This window comes from Flavobacterium sp. DSP2-3-1 (genome assembly GCF_049896865.1).
Lineage (GTDB): Bacteria > Bacteroidota > Bacteroidia > Flavobacteriales > Flavobacteriaceae > Flavobacterium.
Window position 1 is genome coordinate 137340 of sequence record NZ_JAFCVD010000010.1, and the last position, 17138, is coordinate 154477.

Here is a 17138-nt window from a genome sequence, read left to right on the forward strand (position 1 = left end):
CAAATGGAGGAATATGAAAAGAAGTGCCAAGAAGAATTGGTAGCTCTTAAAAAAGAATTTGAAGAGTTTATTTATATCGTCTCACACGATATTAAGTCGCCAATGAGAGCAATAACAAATATAACAACCTGGATTGAGGAAGATTTAGGAAGTGTTGTAAATCAAGACGTTTTGACTAACTTAGGATTGTTGAAAAACAGAGTATACCGTCTTGAAAATATGATGAATGCATTGCTGGAACTTTCCCGTGTTGACAGAACAGAATTAGAATTTTACGAATTAAATATTCCTAAAATGATTGCGAATTGTATTGATTTATTTGACCGCGAATTAAATGTCGACTTTCATTATAAGGCTAATATCGTTAATGAAAATTGTGTTACTTTAGGTGTGAAAATGCAAAAAGTAGTAATGAGTGTCCTTGATAATGCCGTTCGCTTTCATCATGAAAAAAATAGGAAGGTATTCATTGGCATCGTAGAAAATGACAATGATTACGAAATAAAAATAAGCGATAACGGACCCGGAATACCAGAACAGGTCATTCATAAAATTTTCTCTATTTTCTACACCGTTAATTCTAAAGATATTGTGGACACAACTGGAGCAGGATTAGCTATCAGTTATAAAATCATGAAATTAGTGGGAGGGAAAATAGAATATTCTCCTAGTGTAGAGAGCGGTTCGGTTTTTACAATAAATTGGCCCAAAATAATAACATTAAAAAATTAAAATTATGAACCAAAAATTGGTAAATATTTTATTAGTCGAAGACGATGAGGTAGATGTAATGAATGTAAAAAGAGCATTTTCTAAAAACAAGATTATGAATCCGCTTTTTGTAGCCGGAAATGGAGTGGAAGCACTCGAAATGCTGGATGACAAAATTATTCCTTTGCCTAAAATCATTATTTTGGATATTAATATGCCAAAAATGAATGGAATCGAGTTTCTTAAAATTATAAGGGAAAATGAGAAGCTTAAAAATATTTCGGTTTTTGTTTTGACCACTTCAAACGAAGATAGTGACAAGATCAATGCGTATAATTTGAACGTTGCCGGTTACATTCTTAAACCGCTTTCTTTTGAAAAATTTCTGACCTCAGTCGCAACGCTAAAAAATTTCTGGCAGTTATGTGAAATGTAATTTATTTAATTTGTTTTGATTTTGGGACACACAAACATCTTGCTGGTTGATAATAGGAAAACCACTATTGAAAATATTAAAAAGTCTTTTTCAGAGGTCAATATCAAACATACTTTATTTTCAGCAAAAAACGAAAATGAGGCATGGTTAATGTTAAATGGCACCCATAAACTGACTCCTGTTCCTAAAATTTTACTGATTGATGTGAATAGAACAAAGAACAAAGGAATAAATTTATTAAATGCAATACGGAATCATCCGCATTTAAAATCGATTTTGGTGTTCGTAATTACGGACTCAGAGCACGGTAAAAATAAAACAGCAGCTTTAGACTTAAATATTGCCGGATACATTCCGCTCTCATTCGAAAGGGAACAATTAAATCATTTTTTCTCGGTATTGAATGACTATTGGAATATCATTGAATTTTCCAATCAAAAATAATAGCACCCTATGGCCGTCGTATTAAAAATATTAATAATCGATGATGACAAAATCGATTCCATTACCATCAGCCGTTCCATATCTAAATCCGGAATTATTGCTGAGGTAGACAGTGTGTTTTCAGCAGATGAAGGTATAGAAAAGATTCAATCATTGAAGTATGACTTAATTTTTTTAGATTATATGATGCCGGATACGGATGGAATTTCTTTTTTGAAAAAAGTAAGAGAGTCCGGAATTGAAACCCCGATCATTTTTGTAACCTCACAGGGAGACGAAAAAATTGCCAGCCAGGCGATATTAAGCGGTGCTTCGGATTATATTCCGAAAACCTTATTGACTCCTGATGGAATTTCCCAAAGTATCAGAAATGCCATTAATTTACATGACAGTATAAAACTCCGAAAAGATACAGAATTAGCTTTAAAGGTAAATGCTAACCGATTATTGGAAGCACAAAAGCTGGCTAAAATAGGAAGTTGGGAAATCAATTTAATCAACAATGAAGCCTATTTTTCAGATGAATTCTTTACTATTTTTGAAGTAGAAAATCAGGCGATTGCTTCTGTTGATTTTTTTAAATCATTTTTTACTGATGCCAAAGATCTAGCTCTTTATGAAAATAATCTTGATCATGTCAAAAATACAAATGCAGAGGTACAGTTCCAGCACAGCATCACCAGTAAAAAAGGGACGTTAAAATATATCAATGTATTCATCAAGTGTTTGAATGACGGAAATGGTAAACCTTGTAAAATTTTGGGAACCATTCAAGATATCAGTGAACAAAAACGTACGGAAGCAGAATTAATAAAAGCAAAAGAATTAGCGGAAAATGCGGTCGTTATAAAAGAACAGTTTCTTACCAATATGAGTCATGAAATTCGGACCCCGATGAATGGAATCATAGGATTTGCCAGAATTCTCGAAAGTACAAATTTAGACAATGACCAGAAACAGAGTGTGGAAGCGATAAAAAAAGCCAGTCATAATTTGATGTTTATTATCAATGATATTCTTGACTTCTCGAAAATTGAAGCTAATAAAATGACTTTTGAAGCCGTAAATTTTTCTTTGTCAAAAACAGTCAATTATGTGATTGAGTTGCTATTTTTAAATGCAAAAGAGAAAAAAATAAAATTGTTATCCAATATTGATCCGAATATAAACGATGATTTAATTGGAGATCCTACAAAACTGTCTCAAATTCTAATGAATCTGGTTGGGAATGCATTAAAATTTACCGAAAAAGGATATGTGGAAATGGTAGTTACTGAAATGCTGGAAACCGAATCAGATTCTCTAATCAAATTTTCAGTAATCGACACCGGAATTGGTATTCCAGAAGATAAAATCGATTCTATATTTGAAAGTTTTAACCAGGCTTCAAACGAAACAACCAGAAAATATGGAGGAACCGGACTTGGTCTTACTATTACTCGAAAACTAGTTGAGTTGCAGGGCGGAAAGATTACTGTTATAAGTGTTGTTTCTAAAGGAAGTGAATTCTCTTTTTCATTAAAATTTAAAAAGACTCAGAAAGGAACTGCCAGCAACACTAAATTAAAAAATACAGTAATCGCTCCCGATTTTTTAAAAGACAAAAAAATACTTTTAGTGGAGGATAATGAATTGAATCAGCTTCTTGCAATGAAAGTTTTTGGAAAATGGAACAAAGAAATTGATATCGCCGCTAATGGAAAAATTGCGATTGAAAAGATAACGAATAATGATTATGATATTATTTTGATGGACATCCAAATGCCGGAAATGGATGGAAATGAGCTGACACGTTTCATTCGAACCAAAATGGGGGATAAATCTATGATTCCTATTATCGCCTTGACTGCCCACGCTACAGTAGAAGAAGAGAAAAGATGTTTGCATAACGGAATGAACGATTACTTGTCGAAACCGTATGATTTTAATGTGTTATTGGAGAAATTACATCTGAATTTGATTGAAAATAAAGGGAATTTGATACTACCTCCCGATTTAACAACACATGAAATGACAATAGAAAAACTCGTTAATTTCAATTATTTAAAGGATTTCGCAGATGGAGATGACACTTTCATAAAAGATATGGTTTCCATTTTTTTAGAAAAAACGCCTCAAACTATGGCTTTAATCCTTGAATCGAACAAAAATGATGATATCAAAACTTTAAAAGAAGAAATTCATAAACTAAAATCTTCCATCAGTTTATTGGGTATAATCAAGGCTTCTGAAAGTGTAAATAGTATTGAAAAAGAACTTGAAATAAATCCTTTGGGACTAAAAAGAAAAGAGGAAGTTATTCATTTAAATGAAATTTGTCAATTAGCCATCAAAGAACTAGAGTTGGTGGAGGAATATTAAATTTCTTAAGTGAACTTTATATTATTATTGTAAAAAGTGTATTTTTATTAGGTAGTACCAAAAGCTTAATTAGAAATATTTGCTAATAATGGAGAATTAAATAATAACTAAAATCGTTTAAACTATAAACGTAGAAAAATTTTGTATGAAGAAAATATTAATTGCCGAGGATGATGAAATGATGTTGAAAACCATGGAATTCAGATTGGTAAAAGAAGGATATCATGTGATTTTATGTCCAAACGGACAAGTTGCTTTAGACAAAATAGTTGCAGAAAATCCTGATTTAATCATTTCCGACATTATGATGCCATTCATATCGGGATTGGATATCGTAAATAAAGTAAAAATAGAACTCAAACTAAATATCCCAATCATTATACTTTCGGCTGTGGGATTGGAAAAAACAGTTCTGCAGGCTTTTAAATTGGGAGCAGATGATTTTATAACAAAGCCTTTCAGTCCGAATGAATTGTCGGTGAGAGTAAAACGACTTTTGCTACAAAAATGAGACTTGGAGTAGTTTTTTTTTTTTCTACATAATGACACAGTTTTGTATATTTCTATTGAGACATTTCGTTTTATTATCGTAAATCGAAGCTTCGTAAACTCAAAAATTAGGCTTTTTTAATCCTTTTTCCGTTTGCGGAGTTTGCACTGAGCGACGTCAAAATGCGTTTGTTTTTATGTTTTTTTCTGAAATTCTTAATGATGAGTAACTTTACTCAATTAGTTAAAAATAAATTATTCTGATTTGTAAACATGAATGGACTGTCCTACTAATTTCCACTTTCCTTTAATTTTCTCTAATATTCTAATTTCATAAGAGTAGCTTTTTGTACCGTCTTTAGCCGTTGATACCTCGTTATGGCTTACCCATGCATTATTTTTGTTGATGCTCATTTTGTAATTTGTATTTACGGAAGAGCCGCCGTTGCCCATGTTTTTTGTGTCAGTATTTTTCATTAAGGCGGGAGGGACATCGATTGTTGTTCCGGTTGCCGTTGAAATCAAGATGCGGCTGTACGGTTGAATGTGCCAGCATTCGGCATGTCCTTTCCCGTCTCCGGCGCGCCATGTTGCAGATTCTTTTTCTAAAAGGCTGATAATTTTGGCCGATTCGTCAGTTTTTTGGCTGTATGCTAAAAATGGTATCATCAAAAGCAGAAAAAAGGATAATTTTCGTTCCATAGTATTAATGTGGTTAATGGTTATAGATTATATTATTTTTTAAAAGGACTTTACGTAAAAAAAATAGTCACTGTTAATGTAAATTTTATTTTATTGTAAATAAATTTTATTTTAGACTACTATTATTTATAATTTTAAGTTTCTAAATTCATCTGTTGAACCGTATTTAACTTATCTAAAATTACAACTAACACCACTCCATAAATTTGTAATCTTTGCTTGTTTATCTGGCCCATCAAAAATACCAAATAATCCCGATGAAGTCGAAAATTCGTGTCCTAAACTGGTTTTGGAAACCTTGATCACATACGCACTTTCCATTTCAGCCCTAGTTGATCCAATGCTAATTCCTGCCATTGTAGCAATCTTTGGAATATTCGCTGAATTACCGCTCAGGAACCAACCCGCAAAGTACCATTCGGTTTCTGCTGTTTTTGATTTAGATTCTTTTTTCACAAATACTATTGTTAAGCCATTATTCCATGTTGCCATATTTAAAGGTCCGGCTCCGCATTCACTATTTACTCCCATAGATTTTGGTTTGGATTTGAGAACGTTATTTACGACTTCAATCATTTGGTCCAATGGTTTGCCAAAAGGAATTTCAGAGGTTGAACCAGTATTTTTATTTACAACTTGCAACGCATTAGAGGTCAGAATCAATCCGTGAGTGCTTTTAGTTTCAACAGTTGCTGCATTATCTGGAATCTTTTCCTTGCTTTCTTTAACAATGGTAACTGTGGTTTGCGTATCATTGGTTACTGGACTCAGTGATGAATTATTGTCTCTGTTTTTGCAACCGATTAGGATCTCGGAAAGAAGAAGTAAAATAGTAAAGTATTTCATAATATGTATTTAGCTTAATTCTTTAATTTTCGAAATAATTTTTTAAATTATAAGAATCTAGCGGATTACCAATTTATTATTGCAGCCACGAATTCTTATTTTATTTTTAAAAAAACAGTATAATTTGTGCTTGACTTTTTCTGGCATTCGGGTACAGTAACTTTTGTTTTAAAACGCACATTCGCAACAAATGATTGATGTTTGAAATTATAGTTAAATATGTTTCCGTTTCTAAGTTAGTCAAAGCATTAGTTTGTAACAAAAAAAGGACTATTATTTGTTTGTGAAATCGCATAAAAAAACCGCTGCATTGTTGCAACGGTTTGTAAAAGAATAAGTTGAGAACCTTATTTAGGCATAACTACAGTATCAATTGCATGAATGATACCGTTAGATGCAGCTACATCAGCAAGGACGACTGTTGCAGTTCCGCCTTTAGCATCTGTCAACATCACTTTTCCGTCTTTCAAGCTTAAAACTATTGTGCCACCTTGAACAGTTGTAACGGTATATTTTCCGTTATTTTTGTTGATTGCATCAGTTACTGTTGCAGCATCAAATTTTCCAGAAACAACATGATACGTTAAAATTGCTTTCAGTTTATCAAGACTTTCTGGTTTCAATAAACTATCTAAAGTTCCTGCAGGAAGCTTATTAAATGCTGCATTATTTGGTGCAAAAACGGTAAAAGGACCATCCCCACTTAATGTTTCTACTAATCCCGCTGCTTTTACTGCTGTAACAAGCGTTGAGAACTCAGTATTTCCTGAAGCTACACCTACAATGTTTGGTGTTTCAGCAACGGCCATTGTGTCTACTGCCACGACTGTTGTATCAGCCATTTCTGTTGTATCAGCTTGTTTTTTCTTTCCACAAGAAGTAGCGATTACTCCTATTAATACAAATGCACTAATTGTTGTTACTAATTTCATAATCAATGTTTTAAGTTTAAATTAAATTAAGATACTCAAATATACACATTTTTATTATTTTTTTAATAAATTTAACAAATAAAAAAAGTACCGGTTCTTTTGAAGTAATGCTTGCAGTAATTTTAACAATATAGAATGGATGAAAAAAGTTCAGATGTGAAAAAAAACATGAAAAATCTAAGTTGAAAAACATCGCAAAAGTGCCATATTATTAAAGTACTTAAAATCTGTTCCGTTCAACAAGAATTTATTTATCGTTGCTAATTAAGTTGTTACACTTTTATTTTTGCAGATATTTTTTTACAATGTTGTTTCAAATGCTGCATTTGTGAAATTATATTCTTCAATTCCGTTGTAAGTTGCTGTGAAATTTAACTTAAGTTTTACGACTAAACGGCCATCAATCATTGTTTTTTCAACAATTGTAAAACTTCCATTTGTTGAATATAATTTCCAGTCTTCAGCTATGATAGTGTGCGTGCCAAAACATTTTGGAGTTCCAATGTATTTTCTAAATTCTAGTTTTTCGGTGTTACTTAAATCGTCGAAATAATAAGTGCCAAGTGGCATCTTGGTCAGGAATTTTGTGAAGTTTTTGAATTGAATGTTGTATCCATTTAAAGAATTTGATTCATACCTAACTGATAAATTTGCCGAAGATTCTTGTTCAGTTCTAGTTATATCAGAAAATTTGATTTGATCATTTAATTTTATGTAATCATTAAAAGTATTACAAGTGCTCGTTCCAAATTCATTAATTTCAATAATACCATTTATTTCTATGGATTCGGAATTGCTTTTTAAATTGTAAATTCTTTTTAATAAAGTGCCACCAAATTTAATTTTCAGCTTCTTATTCGCAACGAATTCAAATTCTTCAATAAGAATAGTTGAAGATGGTATATAATCAGGCGTTGAAAATTCCTCATTAGAAAAAGATTTTTTGTTAACAAATTTCGCATAAGATAATTCTCCATTTCGTAATATTTCAATGGTGAATAATTCAGAGGTAACAGTACCTTTTTTTGACTTTACACTTACATTTATTTTTTCATCGCAGATATAAAAAGAACTAACATCGATTATTTCATCAGTAATTTTCTCTCCATTAATTTTTAATTCTACTTTATTGGCAGGTTTTTGCTCCAAAATCAGAATTTCTTCTTCCTTATTTGGTGAGCAACTTAAAAAGAAGATTGTAAATAATACTAGTGAGTTTTTCATATTTTATTAGTGTGGTAATTTTTGCAATGCGATTATTGTTCGTTAAATAAAGGTTGCATTGTTCGTTTACAGTATTTAACGAAACTCTGGCTATTGTCAAATTTTTATTTGGATAAATAATAGATAATTCGTCCGTCTGAATAATTAGTTAAAATCATATTTTGACCGTCATAATCTATCTCTACAACGAACTTATTATTTCCGATTTTTAAAACATTGTTTTTTGGTTCTAATAAATCAGGGTTAAAATAATTTTCAATACTAATTATATATGAATAGTTACCAGTTTTGTTTAAATAGGTATTTCCATTAATATTGACACTATTTGATTTAAACTCAAATGTAGAATTTCCATTTTGTAAAACTTTTAGTTCATTATTTTTCTTCTGCGTGATATTTGTTAAATTCCAGAAACCGATAATTTTTTCATTAATATTTGTTGTTGAGTTATCTGTTGAGCAAGAAACAAAAACCATCAAAAAAATAGGGAGGAAGAATTTGAATTTTTTCATGTTTAGTTAGTTTTAAGTTTTACAATATGAGTTGCGCTAACGATCGTGAATTATTAGTGCTCTCAAGAGCAGAATTATTCTCCAGAAGAACACTTTACTTAGATGTTTATTTCAATCAACTTTTGATTCAGTTGTTCATGATCTATTTAGTTTGTTTTAATTCTACTTTTTTATTGTCAATAAATAATCTGCAGCTTACTGTAAAAAAACCTGAAATATTTGTTTTAATATCTAACTTTTGTCCCTCTTTGTTTATTAGATTACCTGATAAATTACTGGGGGTAATAAAATTTAGTTGTTCATCTTGCAGTTCATTATTTACATAAAGGTTTTCCCCACTGAACCAATTATTAGTTATCTTAATGACGGTTTCTTCGTATTTTGCAATCCATTCACTCTTCATTGTTAAATTTTTTTTTGTTATTTGGTTTTCTTATTATTTACAAGTAATGCCGATTTACTCCAAAAAAAACTGCAGTCAATCTATTAAAAAGTGAATGGTAAAGTTTTGTTTCGTTTTATGTTTCCCAAATATATAAATAATTATTTACAAATTATTGAAAGAGCTTTGGTATTTGTGGGATGGTTCTTATAAGTGTGTGAGCTTTTGATTAGTCGGTATTGCGTGAAGGATGGCAGTGAAAATCCTTTTATAAAGCGTAGCGCAATAAAAGATTGCAACATACAGCCTGACCCTGTTGCCAGACAAATAAAGTAATTTATACAATAGCACTGCAACAAGGACACGCCACAAAAAAATAAACGTCATAAAAAAACCGACTTGTTTTCACAAATCGGTTCGTATTTAAAGTATATTTTTGTTTATACAAATAAGCCTTCGATGCTTAAATAATGTTCGCCGGTGTCGTAACAAAAAGTTAGCACTGTTGCGTTTTCGGGAATTTCGAGAAGCTTTTTGGCTACTGCCGCCAATGATGCTCCCGATGAAATTCCTACGAACATTCCTTCTTCTTTTGCCGCTCTTTGGGTATAGGCAAATGCTTCATCTTTGCTTACTTGTATGGTTCCGTTCAGTAAATCGGTATGTAAATTTGTGGGGATAAATCCTGCTCCAATTCCTTGAATAGGGTGTGGAGCAGCTGCGCCTCCGCTGATAACAGGTGAAGCTTCCGGTTCTACGGCATATACTTTCAGGTTGGGAAAATGTTGTTTTAGTATTTCGGCACAACCCGTGATGTGACCTCCGGTTCCTACACCAGTTATCAAGTAATCCAGTCCGTCAGGGAATGCTTTTATAATTTCCTGAGCGGTGGTTGTTTTATGAATTTCAATATTGGCAGGATTATCAAATTGAAGCGGTGACCAAGAATTAGGTATTTCGGATACTAATTCCTTTGCTTTTTCCAGTGCTCCTTTCATTCCTTTTTCACGAGGCGTCAATACAAATTCGGAACCATAAAGACTCATGAGTCGGCGTCTTTCTATAGACATCGATTCTGGCATGACTAACACTAATTTATAGCCTTTTACGGCTGCAACCATCGCAAGTCCAATTCCTGTATTTCCGGAAGTGGCTTCAATTATGGTTCCTCCCGTTTTTAATAATCCTTTAGCTTCTGCATCTTCAATCATAGCAAGAGCGATTCTGTCCTTGATGCTGGCTCCGGGATTTGCACGCTCTAATTTGATCCAGACGTTGTGGTTAGCGCCGAACAAACGATTGATTTTTACGTGTGGCGTGTTGCCTATTGTTTCGAGTATATTGTTGTATTTCATAATATTTATATGGAGAAAAAATTAATATCTTTTATTTCCTGTTGATTCAAAATAGTATTTTTATTGGATTGCATGACAAACGAATACGGATTTACACTCTTGGTAATAAACGTGTTTCCTCCCACGATACTATGGTTTCCTATAATGGTACTTCCACCCAAAATAGTGGCATTAGCATAAATAATTACATGATCTTCTACGGTTGGATGGCGTTTTTTTTCTTGCATGCTTTTCTCGACTTGCAACGCTCCTAAAGTTACTCCTTGATAAATGCTGACATATTTCCCTATTATTGTGGTCTCGCCAATGACGATTCCGGTTCCATGATCAATCATAAAAGGAACGTCTATAGTAGCACTGGGATGAATATCGATTCCCGTTTTGCTGTGCGCATATTCGGTAAGAATTCGCGGAAGCAGGCAAGAAGTTCGGGAAGCAATTGCATTAGCAATGCGATAGACCTCTATGGCAAAAAATCCGGGATAAGAATTGATTATTTCCTGAATACAATCGGCAGCGGGATCCGTATCCAGAATAGCTTGTGCGTCTTTTTGCATCGAATGATACAATTCCGGGAGTCCGGTGTAAAAAGCTTCGGCATCATCAAGAATTTCATTGGCCGTTTTATCTTTTACAATTTCAGATAAAATAGCAATAAAATTAGCTTTGTTTTGGTCTAAAAGCATTTCGATTTGGATGGTTTCCAAGGCTTTCTCCGGAAATAATATTTTGAATAAATCATCAATCCAATTGATAATTTTAGATGAATCGATGGCTCTTACCCAATTTTTATTTTGGTTTTCATGCAGTGTATTCGAAAAACGGTTGGTTTCAGTACTCATTTATAATAGAATAAAATCAGAATTAAACGAGAAAAAAGACTCGAAATACAAATATATAGCAGAATTGAATAGGTTCATAACCTTGCTGTTTAAATAAATGTTAATATGTTAAATTCCCACAAAATGGATGCTTTGTGTTAAGAATGCTACCGTAAAAAAAACCGATTGACTTTTGCCAATCGGTTTTATGTTTTTAACATCAAAAATAAATTATGTGGCTTTTTGAAATAATAAAAAGTTTTAAGACAGTGGTAGTTCTCTAATGAGATTTCGCTAAAAGTTACTTGATAAAAATTCTGTTTTTTGAACTAATAACTTTATTGTACACGGCATCAAAAGTGTGATGTTTAATGAAATCGGATATCTTTTTTAATTCATTGATTTGATGCAAAGTCGAGCGTTTGATGACGTGCGACATTTTAATTATGGTGTCGGTATTGTCATCAATCTCCATCGCCACTATGGATAGAACAATGTCTTTTTTCATGATATGCCCCACCATTCCTTGCTCTGTTACAGCATTAAGCTGATGGAACTTTTCTGCAATTCTCAAATTTTGAATGCCTTGATAACTATAATTTTGTTGTTTGTCTAAAAAGGTTTTCTTCAAATTCAAAATTAAAGAATCATTGGTGGTATTTGCTAAGCCAGCGGTTTCCACTTTTATAATCGAAAATTGAACAGCTGTATTTTTTTTAAAATGTAATAGAGTATTTATACTTCTCTTGCTGGTTACAACAGCTGAATGATGTTTTCTAAGCGTTGATTGGTGGCCCGATATACCAAAGCTGTGTTTGAAAGTTCCCTCCGTGCAATAGGCAAATACAATGGAAGATGAGCTTAATGATTCCATACTTAGCGTGACATCATCAGAAAATGTTAAGTTAACCATGATAGAAGTAATACCATTTATAAAGGTTATCGCATCAATATTTCCCTTAATCAAATCTGTATCTAATACTAATTTAAATTCGTTGTTGTTTGAATTTAAAACGCCATCACAAGAAGTTTGCAAGTCATAAAAAACTTCATTTATTGTACCGGTATTCAGATATATATTTTTCATTAGACATCTATTTAAATAATTATAAAAAAGAAAATGGATTTCGATTAATTAACTATTTTAACGTATCCAAATTACGGAATAAGCGTTGCAATTTTAGTTACGTAATTCTGTTTAAAACTTTCATAATTCTTGTGTTTGGCGTTGCATTTTTACAATGTATCAATCCTATAAAAAAATCCGATTTGCTTGCACAAATCGGATTTTATATTCATTTTTCAAAACATCATGTAGCGGTGCATTGCAGTGCGTCTCTGCGTTGTTTTATTTATTTACAAATGGATTACTTCGCCATACGCATCAGCAACCGCTTCCATAACCGCTTCGCTCATTGTTGGGTGTGGGTGAATTGATTTTAGGATTTCGTGTCCTGTAGTTTCAAGTTTACGCGCAACAACCGCCTCAGCAATCATATCAGTAACTCCTGCTCCAATCATGTGACATCCTAACCATTCGCCATATTTGGCATCAAAAATTACTTTTACAAAACCATCCGGAGTTCCGGAAGCTTTCGCTTTTCCTGAAGCTGAGAATGGGAATTTTCCAATTTTCAGTTCGTAACCTTTTTCTTTAGCTTGTTTTTCAGTCAAACCTACAGAAGCAATTTCTGGAGTTGCATAAGTACAACCCGGTACGTTTCCGTAATCGATAGGCTCTACATGAAGTCCTGCAATTTTTTCCACACAATTGATTCCTTCAGCCGAAGCTACGTGCGCTAACGCTTGTCCTGGCGTAACATCACCAATGGCGTAATAACCTGGTATGTTCGTTTGGTTATAAGCATTTACCAAAATTTTATCTTTGTCAGTAGCAATCCCCACTTCTTCTAATCCGATATTTTCAATGTTGGTTTTAATTCCAACAGCCGAAAGTAAAATCTCCGCTTCCACAACTTCTTCTCCTTTTGCTGTTTTTACAAATGCTTTAACACCAGCTCCGGTAGTATCAATTCTTTCTACTGATGAGTTCGTCATGATTTTAATACCTGCTTTTTTCAAAGAACGCTCCATTTGTTTCGAAATGTCTTCGTCTTCAACAGGAACTACATTTGGCATAAATTCTACGATGGTAACTTCAGTTCCCATAGAGTTGTAGAAATGTGCAAATTCAACTCCAATAGCGCCGGAACCAACAATAATCATTGATTTTGGTTGTGTTGCTAATGTCATTGCTTGTCTGTAACCAATTACTTTTACACCATCTTGAGGCAAGTTTGGTAACTCACGAGAACGTGCTCCAGTGGCCACAATGATATGATCCGCACTGTATTCCGTAACTTTATTTTCTTTGTCAGTAACATCAACTTTTTTTCCTGGTTTAAGTTTTCCAAAACCATCAATCACGTCAATCTTATTTTTTTTCATCAAGAATTGAACCCCTTTGCTCATACCGTCAGCTACAGTACGACTGCGTTGCACAACAGCAGGGAAATCTTTGTCAAATGATGAAACAGTCAATCCATAATCAGAAGCGTGTTTTAGATAATCAAAAATCTGAGCTGATTTTAGTAATGCTTTTGTAGGGATGCAACCCCAGTTCAAGCATACTCCGCCTAAGTTTTCTTTTTCTATTATGGCTACTTTAAAGCCTAATTGTGATGCTCTAATAGCCGTAACATAACCACCTGGACCACTTCCTAAAACTATAATATCGTATTTCATTTCAAAGTTTTTTATTTGTTTTTTATTGGTGAAATGAATTCGTAAAAACTCATTTCAATTTGTGTGTTTTTCTTATTTAATTGATTGGGCGAATTTAAGGATTTATTCTGTTTTGAGAAAGTTTCAAAGTAATAAAGTAAGAAACAAACAAATTTTCAGAAAAATACTTTTGTTTTAAACAAATTGCAAAAGTGTAAATCCAGATTTGTTTATTTAACTGCTGCATCTTTGTAAAAAAGTAAAGTGAAATTTATGGACATAGATTCAACAGATTTCACTGTTAACTTTCTTAGTTTCATTGTTGAAAAAGGGGATGCGGATGACTCGGATTAACACTGATTTTAAACTTGAAAGCTTTGCTTATCGGTACCTTTGTTTCTCTGTTCCTTCTATTTTCTTTGCAGCAAAAACTAATTTGCTACCGAAAACTGTGAATCATACAAATTCTTGTAATACCCACTTTCGCGGTTGATTAATTCCTGATGCGTTCCTTGTTCTACAATCAGTCCTTTATCCATGACCACAATTTTATCAGCATTGACAATCGTTGCCAAGCGATGCGCAATCACAATAGAGGTTCTGCCTTTTGTAATTGTTTCAGTAGCACGCTGAATCAATTCTTCAGAATACGTGTCTATCGATGACGTGGCTTCGTCCAAAATTAAAATACTTGGATTGCTCACGTACGCTCTCAAAAAAGCAATCAATTGGCGTTGTCCTGACGATAACATAACGCCGCGTTCCTTCACATCAAAATCATAATTATCCGGTAAGCTCATAATGAAGTCATGTACGCCAATTTTTTTGGCTGCGGCCAAAACTTGTTCACGACTAATCTCAGGATTGTTTAAGGTGATATTATTGAAAATAGTATCGGCAAAAAGGAAAACATCCTGCAATACAACCGCAATTTGTTTTCGCAGGGAACTCAATGAGTAATTTTCAATATTATGATTGTCAATATAAATGGAACCGCTGTTGATTTCGTAAAAACGATTCAGTAAGTTAATTATCGTTGATTTTCCGGCACCTGTAGATCCTACAATAGCAATCGTTTGTCCGGCATTGACCTGTAAATTAATTCCTTTAATCACTTCTTCATCTGGAATATACCCGAAATGAACTTTTTTAAATTCAATGTCTCCCTTAAAGATAGGCGCTTCAATAACTCCAGTATCCTGAATTTGGTCTTCAGTATCCAAAATGTCAAAAACACGATTCGCCGCAATCATTCCCAGTTGCATCTCGTTGAATTTATCCGCTATTTGACGCAACGGATTGAATAACATTCCGATGAACATTGTGTACGAAAATAAATCGCCAAAAGTGGTAAAGTTATCTCCATTTAATATTTTGATTCCGCCATACAATACAATAAAACCAAGTGTTAAAGACGAAATAATATCCGCAATGGGGAAGAAGATGGAGTTGTAAAGAATGGTTTTTATCCAAGCTTTTTTGTGTTTGTCATTGATGCTTTTGAATTTGCCGTACTCAATTTTTTCACGATTAAAAAGTTGGACAATCTTCATTCCCGTTACGCGTTCCTGCACGAAGGAATTCATATTGGCAATTTGGGTACGCACTTCCTCGAAAGCGACTTGCATTTTCTTTTGGAATATTCGCGTGAAGAAAACCAGAATTGGCATCGCCACAATCACAATCCAAGTCAGTTTCCAGTTCATGTAGAACATAAAAGCCAGTACCACAACCATTTTCATCAAGTCACTGATAATCATAAATAATCCTTGACTAAAAATTCGGGCAATCGATTCAATATCCGAAACCGAACGCGTCACGAGTTGGCCCACAGGAACGTGATCAAAATATTTCATTCGGAAACTCAAAATATGGCGAAATAATTTTGTTCGAATGTCTTTTACAATGTCCTGGCCTAGCCAGTTCGCCCAATACACAAAGTAAAATTGAGAAAACACCTCTAGTAAAAGTACGATTCCCATCAGGATTACATACATCAATAATCCTTGTTGGTCTTGGGTCGAAATGTAACCATCAACGGTTTGTTTCAATAAATACGGACGCAATGCCGCAAATACCGATAGCGAAATGGCAAAAATAATCACACCATTAAAACGCCATTGATAGGGTTTGGTAAATTTTAATATTCGTGTGAATAATCGGGTATCAAATGCTTTTGCTTTCATATCTTTAGGAGCTGTTCCTGCTATTCGTTGCAATCTTTTATGTTTTTAAAGAAAAAACATAAAAGGATTTTCACTGCTATCAGGGCTATTGCGTAATGTAATCGTATTCTATTTTGGTTAAATATAAACCGTGTGCCGGAACCGAAAAACCCGCTTTATCTCGGTTTTTACTTTCTATAATGGCAGTAAAATCAGCCAACGTAATTTTGTGTAATCCTATGTTTACTAATGTTCCCACTATGGCACGCACCATATTCCGTAAAAAACGGTTGGCCGAAATGGTAAAAATTAAGGTACCGTTTTTTTGTTTTTCTATGCCCTGTTCGGCTGTGCCCCGAGTCCAATAGGCCTCAAAAACAGTGCAGTCAAACGTATTCACATCCGTATTTACTTTTGAAAAACATTGAAAATCAATATGATTTAATAGTAATTGCGCCGCTTCATTCATCAAATCAATATCTAATTTTTGATAGAAATACCAACTTTGTTCCTGCGAAAAAACATCTTTAAACGTATTGATATGGTATTCGTAGGTTCTTTTAGTCGCGTCAAAACGACTATGCGCCTCATTATGAACCGGAATAATTTCATAAATAACAATGTCTTTTGGCAAGTAAGAGTTGAGTTTGTGTACTAAACTCGGAATGTCAAAGAGGTTTTCAAAATCAAAATGAGCATACATCTCTTTAGCATGAACACCGGTGTCCGTTCGTCCGGCTCCCATAAGATTAACAGGTGTGTTTAATAACACCGAAAACGCTTTGTTTAGCGTCTCCTGAACAGAAGCAGCATTCGGTTGGCATTGCCAGCCGTGATAATGGGTTCCGTTGTATGCTAATTTGATGAAATATCTCAAGTGAATTTTTTTGAAGCTACAAAGATACTTATTAATTTTTTTGCCACGAAGTCGCTACGTCGCAAAGTTTGTTAAGTTTCGATTTGATTTTTTATTTAGAATTCGAATGTTTATTTTTACGACAAAATCCTAGCCCAGATTACTTCACTAAACTTTT

Annotated in this window: 17 protein-coding genes; 5 read left to right on the forward strand and 12 right to left on the reverse strand. The window is 33.5% G+C overall.

The genetic code is table 11. The features are described from left to right. Positions 1–3 precede the first annotated feature (3 nt). From ACP7AT_RS12625 to ACP7AT_RS12645, 5 genes are all read left to right on the forward strand, one after another. Positions 4–732: a sensor histidine kinase gene (locus ACP7AT_RS12625; RefSeq protein WP_426064680.1), complete on the forward strand. Its 729-nt coding sequence runs from the start codon at positions 4–6 to the stop codon at positions 730–732. 4 nt (positions 733–736) lie between these two features. After that, entirely contained in the window at positions 737–1147 is a 411-nt protein-coding gene (locus ACP7AT_RS12630; RefSeq protein ID WP_426064681.1) for a response regulator, read from the forward strand. 21 nt (positions 1148–1168) lie between these two features. Then, complete coding sequence (locus tag ACP7AT_RS12635) at positions 1169–1591, forward strand: response regulator (RefSeq protein WP_426064682.1); 423 nt, start codon at positions 1169–1171, stop codon at positions 1589–1591. Between the two features lie 9 nt (positions 1592–1600). After that, positions 1601–3952, forward strand: coding sequence for a response regulator (locus tag ACP7AT_RS12640; RefSeq protein WP_426064683.1), 2352 nt, complete (start codon positions 1601–1603; stop codon positions 3950–3952). A 145-nt stretch (positions 3953–4097) separates the two neighbouring features. Further along, a complete protein-coding gene (locus ACP7AT_RS12645) occupies positions 4098–4463 on the forward strand; it encodes a response regulator transcription factor (RefSeq protein WP_426064684.1) in 366 nt (121 codons plus the stop codon). A 233-nt stretch (positions 4464–4696) separates the two neighbouring features. On the opposite strand, the gene ACP7AT_RS12650 is transcribed toward ACP7AT_RS12645, so the two are convergent. From ACP7AT_RS12650 to truA, 12 genes are all read right to left on the reverse strand, one after another. After that, positions 4697–5143, reverse strand: a complete 447-nt coding sequence (locus tag ACP7AT_RS12650; protein WP_426064685.1) for an endo-arabinase — start codon at positions 5141–5143, stop codon at positions 4697–4699. Between the two features lie 171 nt (positions 5144–5314). Continuing rightward, positions 5315–5989 carry a hypothetical protein gene (locus tag ACP7AT_RS12655; protein ID WP_426064686.1) on the reverse strand — a complete coding sequence of 225 codons (675 nt, stop codon included), beginning with the start codon at positions 5987–5989 and terminating at the stop codon, positions 5315–5317. A 347-nt stretch (positions 5990–6336) separates the two neighbouring features. Further along, on the reverse strand, positions 6337–6921 hold the full coding sequence (locus ACP7AT_RS12660) for a fasciclin domain-containing protein (protein WP_426064687.1): 585 nt from the start codon (positions 6919–6921) through the stop codon (positions 6337–6339). Between the two features lie 300 nt (positions 6922–7221). Further along, positions 7222–8145, reverse strand: a complete 924-nt coding sequence (locus ACP7AT_RS12665; protein ID WP_426064688.1) for a hypothetical protein — start codon at positions 8143–8145, stop codon at positions 7222–7224. Positions 8146–8249: 104 nt separating this feature from the next. Next, positions 8250–8657, reverse strand: a complete 408-nt coding sequence (locus ACP7AT_RS12670) for a hypothetical protein (RefSeq protein ID WP_426064690.1) — start codon at positions 8655–8657, stop codon at positions 8250–8252. A 142-nt stretch (positions 8658–8799) separates the two neighbouring features. Beyond that, positions 8800–9060 carry a hypothetical protein gene (locus tag ACP7AT_RS12675; RefSeq protein ID WP_426064691.1) on the reverse strand — a complete coding sequence of 87 codons (261 nt, stop codon included), beginning with the start codon at positions 9058–9060 and terminating at the stop codon, positions 8800–8802. Between the two features lie 419 nt (positions 9061–9479). Then, positions 9480–10394: a cysteine synthase A gene (gene cysK, locus ACP7AT_RS12680; RefSeq protein ID WP_426064692.1), complete on the reverse strand. Its 915-nt coding sequence runs from the start codon at positions 10392–10394 to the stop codon at positions 9480–9482. Between the two features lie 5 nt (positions 10395–10399). Next, positions 10400–11236: a serine O-acetyltransferase gene (locus ACP7AT_RS12685; protein ID WP_426064693.1), complete on the reverse strand. Its 837-nt coding sequence runs from the start codon at positions 11234–11236 to the stop codon at positions 10400–10402. Positions 11237–11516: 280 nt separating this feature from the next. After that, positions 11517–12302: a hypothetical protein gene (locus tag ACP7AT_RS12690; RefSeq protein WP_426064694.1), complete on the reverse strand. Its 786-nt coding sequence runs from the start codon at positions 12300–12302 to the stop codon at positions 11517–11519. A 269-nt stretch (positions 12303–12571) separates the two neighbouring features. Then, positions 12572–13960 carry a dihydrolipoyl dehydrogenase gene (gene lpdA / locus ACP7AT_RS12695; RefSeq protein ID WP_426064695.1) on the reverse strand — a complete coding sequence of 463 codons (1389 nt, stop codon included), beginning with the start codon at positions 13958–13960 and terminating at the stop codon, positions 12572–12574. A gap of 410 nt (positions 13961–14370) precedes the next feature. Further along, positions 14371–16125, reverse strand: coding sequence for an ABC transporter ATP-binding protein (locus ACP7AT_RS12700; RefSeq protein ID WP_426064712.1), 1755 nt, complete (start codon positions 16123–16125; stop codon positions 14371–14373). Between the two features lie 85 nt (positions 16126–16210). After that, positions 16211–16981, reverse strand: a complete 771-nt coding sequence (gene truA, locus ACP7AT_RS12705) for a tRNA pseudouridine(38-40) synthase TruA (RefSeq protein WP_426064696.1) — start codon at positions 16979–16981, stop codon at positions 16211–16213. Positions 16982–17138 lie beyond the last annotated feature (157 nt).